6 protein-coding genes are annotated in these 5,621 nt (G+C 71.9%); 4 read left to right on the plus strand and 2 right to left on the minus strand.

Annotated features, from left to right (window positions below):
• On the plus strand, positions 1-707 hold a 707-nt coding region (gene cbiB, locus DQW85_RS13145; protein WP_113700603.1), incomplete at its 5' end, for an adenosylcobinamide-phosphate synthase CbiB.
• Here cbiB and DQW85_RS13150 read toward each other — a convergent pair.
• Positions 670-1,305, minus strand: a complete 636-nt coding sequence (locus tag DQW85_RS13150; RefSeq protein WP_205315091.1) for a hypothetical protein — start codon at positions 1,303-1,305, stop codon at positions 670-672. The genes cbiB and DQW85_RS13150 overlap by 38 nt on opposite strands.
• A gap of 20 nt (positions 1,306-1,325) precedes the next feature.
• Here DQW85_RS13150 and DQW85_RS45815 point away from each other — a divergent pair, with 20 nt between their 5' ends.
• Positions 1,326-1,493, plus strand: a complete 168-nt coding sequence (locus DQW85_RS45815; RefSeq protein ID WP_205315090.1) for a hypothetical protein — start codon at positions 1,326-1,328, stop codon at positions 1,491-1,493.
• On the opposite strand, the gene DQW85_RS13155 is transcribed toward DQW85_RS45815, so the two are convergent.
• Complete coding sequence (locus DQW85_RS13155) at positions 1,469-3,031, minus strand: ABC transporter substrate-binding protein (RefSeq protein WP_113700605.1); 1,563 nt, start codon at positions 3,029-3,031, stop codon at positions 1,469-1,471. The two genes, DQW85_RS45815 and DQW85_RS13155, sit on opposite strands and share 25 nt — an antisense overlap.
• A 193-nt stretch (positions 3,032-3,224) precedes the next feature.
• Here DQW85_RS13155 and DQW85_RS13160 point away from each other — a divergent pair, with 193 nt between their 5' ends.
• Both DQW85_RS13160 and DQW85_RS13165 read left to right on the plus strand, forming a co-directional pair.
• Positions 3,225-5,123: a sensor histidine kinase gene (locus DQW85_RS13160; protein WP_240197142.1), complete on the plus strand. Its 1,899-nt coding sequence runs from the start codon at positions 3,225-3,227 to the stop codon at positions 5,121-5,123.
• Positions 5,116-5,472, plus strand: coding sequence for a DUF742 domain-containing protein (locus tag DQW85_RS13165; protein WP_113700606.1), 357 nt, complete (start codon positions 5,116-5,118; stop codon positions 5,470-5,472). Before DQW85_RS13160 ends, DQW85_RS13165 begins: the two co-directional genes overlap by 8 nt.
• Positions 5,473-5,621 lie beyond the last annotated feature (149 nt).

Here is a 5,621-nt window from a genome sequence, read left to right on the forward strand (position 1 = left end):
CCCGCGCCGCGCTGACCGCCGCCGCCACCTGGGCCGTGCTCGGCGGCACCACGCTGGCCCGCGAGGGCGCCTGCATGGCCGAGGCGCTGGAGGGCGACGACCTGGACCGGGCGCGGGCCCGTCTCCCCCACCTGTGCGGCCGCGACCCGTCCGGGCTGGGATCGCGGGAACTGGCCAGGGCCACCGTCGAGTCGCTGGCCGAGAACACCTCGGACGCCGTCGTGGCCCCCCTCTTCTGGGGCGTCGTGGCGGGAGCTCCCGGGCTGCTGGCGTACCGGGCGATCAACACGCTGGACGCGATGGTGGGGCACCGTTCGCCCCGGTACGAGCGGTTCGGCTGGGCCGCCGCGCGGCTGGACGACGTGGCCAACTACGTTCCGGCCAGGATCACGGGCCTGCTCACCGTGCTCGCCGCCCCGGACCCGCGGCGCGCGCTGGCCGTACTGGCCCGCGACGGCCACCGCCATCCCAGCCCGAACGCGGGACGGTGCGAGGCGGCGTTCGCGGGTGCGCTGGACGTGACCCTGGGCGGCGCCAACGTCTACGGCGAGCGCGTGGAGCACCGCCCCGAGATGGGTGACGGGCGCAGGCCGCAGGTGCGGGACATCCGCCGGGCGGTACGCCTCACCCGGGCGGTGAGCATCGCGGCGGCCGTTGGCGCGGTCGTGGTTACCTGGGCGGGCGGGAGCGCTCGACGCCGACCGTGATCTCGTTGCCGAGCTTGTGCTCGCCCAGCAGGTCGAGGGCGTCGCCGCTCCAGAACCTGCCCGGGTCGTACCAGTTGGGGCGGCGGCCGGGGGCCAGGAGTCCCATCTCCTCGTAGGTCACGGCCACGACCTCGGCGCAGTAGGCCCGCTCCAGCGTGTGCTCGGCCACCCGGCCTCGCAGCCGGGGGATCCGGCCGCGGGCCCAGCGCGCCGCCAGCCGTGCCGTGCTGGGGAACGGGGTGCCGTCCAGCCGGGCGACCGTGCGCAGGGCGGCGTCCTCCATCTCCGCGGTGGCCTGGGGTTCGAGCTGGCGCAGCCAGGCGCGTTGGCCGTAGCGGTCGGCCCAGACCGTGACCGCGGCGCGCAGGTCGTGCAGCTGCACCCCCCGGTGGTGGGTGCCCGCCCACAGGTCGAGCAGCGACTTGCCCAGCTCGGCGTGCCACATCATCGGGGGCAGATCCTCGACCACGATCGCCATGCCCACGTGGTTGACCGGGCTGTTGGTCATGGTCTGGATGGCGCGGTCGGGCACGGAGCGTCCCCGGAACACCCACAGATCGCCGGTGCGGGTGAGCTCGACGGCCTCATCGAGAGTCAGCACACCGCTAGCCTAGGCACATGCGCTGGTGGAAGATACTCGGGCTGGCAGGGGTGGCGGGGGTCGCGGCGACGGGCGTGGCGATCGCCCGCGCCGAGCGGCGCCGCCGGGCCTACACCCCCGAGGAGATCAGGGTACGGCTGCGCGAGCGCGTCGAGGGGCGTCAGCCCGAGGGCTTCAACCCGTAGACGAACACCACGTCGGGGTAGGCGGGATTGTCCTCGTACCCCTGGACGCCGCCCAGGTAGGCGCGCTGATAGTTGACCACCCAGGGCATCGCCACGGCGGCGTGATGGTCCAGCACGCGGGCGGTGGCCTGGCCGAAGGCCCGCTCGGCGGCGGCCCGGTCGCTCACCGTCAGCTTGGGCAGCGTGTCGAGCAGCTTGTCCGTGGCCGTGTCGTTGAGGTAGGCCAGGTTGAAGACGGTCGGGTTCTCGCTGTGGAAGACGTTGCCGAACCACGAGTAGCCGTCGGCGTAGTCGGGCCACCAGTACATGACGAAGATGTCCTGGCCGCGCTTCTTGCCCAGGTCCCACTGGGCGTTCCAGGGCATGGCCCTGGCCTCGATCGTGACGTTGAACGGCTTGAGCGCCCCGGCCAGCCGGTTGACGAGCAGCCGCTGGTCGGTGTCTCCCTCGGCGTAGGTGAGGCTGAGCCGCAGGGCCCTGGCGCCCGGTCCGTAGCCGGCCTGCTGCAGCAGCCGCTGCGTCCCCTCCAGGTCCTGCTTCGGCACCCGGCCGGGTACGTGCCCCGGCAGGCCCTCGGGCACGATGCCGCTGGCCGGCGAGGCGGCGCCCCTGAGCCTCTTGATGATGCCCTGGTAGTCGACGGCCTTCTGCACCGCGCGGCGTACCCGCACATCGGCCATCGGCCCGCTCGCCGTGTTGAACAGCAGCATCGCGGTCTGGAAGGACGGCCGCTGCGCGGTGCGCACGCCGGGGATCGTCTTGGCCCGGGCGTACAGCCGCGGGTTGAGCCGTTCGACGAAGCTGGCCTCGCCGCGCAGCAGCATCCGCCAGGCCCGGTCGGGGTCGGGGACGACGCGATACTGGACGGTCTGGTAGCGCGGGCCGGTCCAGCCGCCCCAGTAGCCGTCGAACGCCTTGAGGGTGAGCTCGTCCTCCTTGCCCTTGCGCCAGGACGCCACCGTGTACGGCCCGGAGCCCGCGTCCCTGCCGCTGCTGAGCCAGCCGCGCAGGTCGGCGGCGGCCTTGGTGTCGTAGATGTAGGCGGCGTATCCGGAGGAGGCGACGAGGTCCAGCGGGACGGCGTACTTCAGCGTGAAGGTGACGGTGTGCGGGTTGTCGGCCTTGATGGCCGACACGGCGTCCCAGATGTAGGCGGCGCCCTCGCCGAGCTTCATCGTGCGCTCGATGGACGCCTTCACCGCCCCGGCGTCGAGGGGCCTGCCGGTGTGGAACTTCACGCCGGGACGCAGGGTGAAGGTCCAGGTCCTGCCGTCGGCCGACGAACGCCAGGACGTGGCGAGGCGGGGGGCTGCCTTCGTGGTCACCGGGTTCCAGAGGGTGAGCGTCTCGTAGATGTTCTGGAACGCGATGATCTCGTTGCTGTACGAGAGCCCGGGGTCCCACTCGGTCATGACGTCCAGGTTCTGCACCATGACGAAGGCGGACTCGCCCCGTGGCGCCTGCCGTACCTGGGCGGGCGACGAGCACGCCGCGATGGAGAGCAGCAGCGCGGCGGCCGCTGCGAGACGACGGCGCAACGCATCTCCCTCAGTGTCCTGTACGGGCTGTATGTCCCCAACGGGGTCCGGCGTACGCCGGGAAACTTACTCCATGATCTACACCAGGAGCCCAAAAGTCCCGAAAAACTAGGACTTCTGGAGATCGAATTGCTATCCTCGGGCGTTGTCCCGTCCGGGGTTCACCAGCAGGGGACCGACCGGAAGAGGTGCCATGGGCCGCAGCCGCACGATCCGCATGAAGATCATCGGCCTGCTTCTGGTCCCGCTCGCCTCGATGGTGGTGTTGTGGGGTGTCATCACCGCCGTCACCGCGAGCGAGAGCCTGGAACTGCGGCAGTACAAGACGCTCTGGGCCAACCTGCGTCTGCCGGCCGACCAGCTCACCAACGAACTCCAGCGCGAACGCCTCGCCACGGTCAGGCTGCTCCGCGGCAAGACCCCGGCGGCCGAGTCGGCCCTGGCCGACCAGCGCACGCGCACCGACGCGGCCGACGAACGGTTCAGGCAGCTGTCCGCCCGCTCCATGCACGCCTCGGAGGCCATCCGCACCCAGGTGGACGCGGTGCTCAGGCAGGTGCACAGGCTGGACGTCATCCGGGGCGACATCGACCTGGGCCTGTCCGGCCGGTCGCAGGCCATCGAGTCGTACAACGCGATCACCGACTCCCTGTTCGGCCTGCACCGGCGCGTGGCGTTCATCGACGACATCCCGCTGTACGAGCAGTCGCGCGTGGTCATCGACCTCGGCTACGCCAGGGAGCTGCTCAGCAGGGAGCAGGCCATCGCGGCCGGGCCGACCACGGCCGCCGAGCGGCGTCTGTTCACCCAGCTGGTCGGCAACCGCCGCTTCCTGATCGACCAGGCGCTGAGCGAGCTCGACCCGGGCCTGCGCGACGCCCAGGTCGCGATGATCACCTCGCCCGCCTACCAGCGGATGCGGCTGATGGAGGACCAGATCATCGCCGGCGGCACCCCGCGGACCTGGCTCGGCGCGACCGACGCGCTCAGCAAGTCGTTCCAGGAGGCCCAGTCGCAGGCCGGTGAGCTGCTCACCGAGCGGGCCGAGCCGGTGGCGGACTCGGTGCTCACGCGGGCGTTCGTGCTCGCGGGCACCTGCTTCGCGCTGGTGATCCTCTCGATCGCCTTCTCGCTGCGCATGGGCGACAGGCTGTCGAAGGAGCTGGGCGCGCTGCGGCAGGCCGCGCTGGAGGTGGCGCGGGAACGGCTGCCGCAGGTCGTGGAGAAGCTGCGCCGCGGCGAGACGGTGGAGGTGCCGGAGCTGTCGATCGCCACCACGACGGCCGAGATCGGCGACGTCGGGCAGGCGTTCTCCACCGTCCAGCAGACCGCCGTGGAGGCGGCCGTCGGACAGGCGCAACTCCGCGACGGCGTCGGCCACGTCTTCCGCAACCTGGCCCGGCGCAGCCAGACCCTGCTGCACCGCCAGCGCATCCAGCTGGAGGACATGCAGCACCGGGCCACCGACCCCGAGGCCCTCGACGACCTGTTCCGCCTCGACCACCTCACCACCCGCATGCGCCGCCACGCGGAGGGCCTGATCATCCTGTCGGGAGCGACCCCGGGCCGCGGCTGGAGCAAGCCCGTGCCGATGCTCGACGTGGCGCGCGGCGCGTCCGCCGAGGTCGAGGACTACCAGCGGGTCATCGTCGAACCGATGCCCAGCCACCGCGTGGCTGGGCCGGTCGTCGGTGACGTGATACACCTGATAGCCGAGCTGATCGAGAACGCCACCGTCTACTCGCCGCCGCACACCCCGGTTCACGTGCGCGGCGAGGTCACGGCCCGCGGCTTCGCCTTCGAGGTGGAGGACCGCGGGCTGGGGATCGGCGCCGAGGTGCTGGCCGGCTTCAACGAGCGGCTCGCCAGCCCACCGGAGTTCGACCTGGCCGACAGTGACCGGCTCGGCCTCTTCGTCGTCTCCCGCCTGGCCGCCAGGCATGCCATCCGCGTGACACTGCGCGGTTCACCATATGGAGGGACCACCGCCATCGTGCTGATCCCGGCAGAACACGTGACCGATCCGCCGGCCGATCCGGAGGAGATCCTCAAGGAACCTGTCCGTCCGATACGGGTGGTGCAGGGTGAGTGACGAACGCTGGCTGGACGAGGACGCGGGTCCGATCGTCCCCGCCTACCTGCTGACCAGGGGCCGCACGGTCCCGGCGAGCGAGGCCATCGACCTCATCGCGGTGATCATCACCGCCGGAGGGCTCGCCCCGCCCGTCGGCCTCGGGCCCGAGCACCTGATCATCCTGCAGAAGTGCACGACGCCCACCCGGCTCGTGGACGTGGCGGCCGAGCTCAACCTGCCCATCGGCGTGGTCAGGGTGCTGGTCGGCGACCTGCACGCGCAGAAGCTGGTCCAGGTGGAGCTCCCGCCGCCGGCCCCGTCCGCCAGCGTGCTGCTCGAAGTGATCAGCGGCCTCAAGGCCCTGTGAACGCTGGCGCTGTGACGCTCGCGCCGCGTGCCCGGCGCGCCCGCTGCCCCGCTCAGGCCGCCGGTACGTCCTCCGCGCGGTGGCAGGCCACCCGGCGCCCCCGAACCTCCCTGAGCGCCGGCGCCCGCTCGCACTCCGGTACGGCCAGC

It is taken from the genome of Nonomuraea lactucae (assembly GCF_003313395.1).
Classification (GTDB): Bacteria; Actinomycetota; Actinomycetes; order Streptosporangiales; family Streptosporangiaceae; genus Nonomuraea; species Nonomuraea lactucae.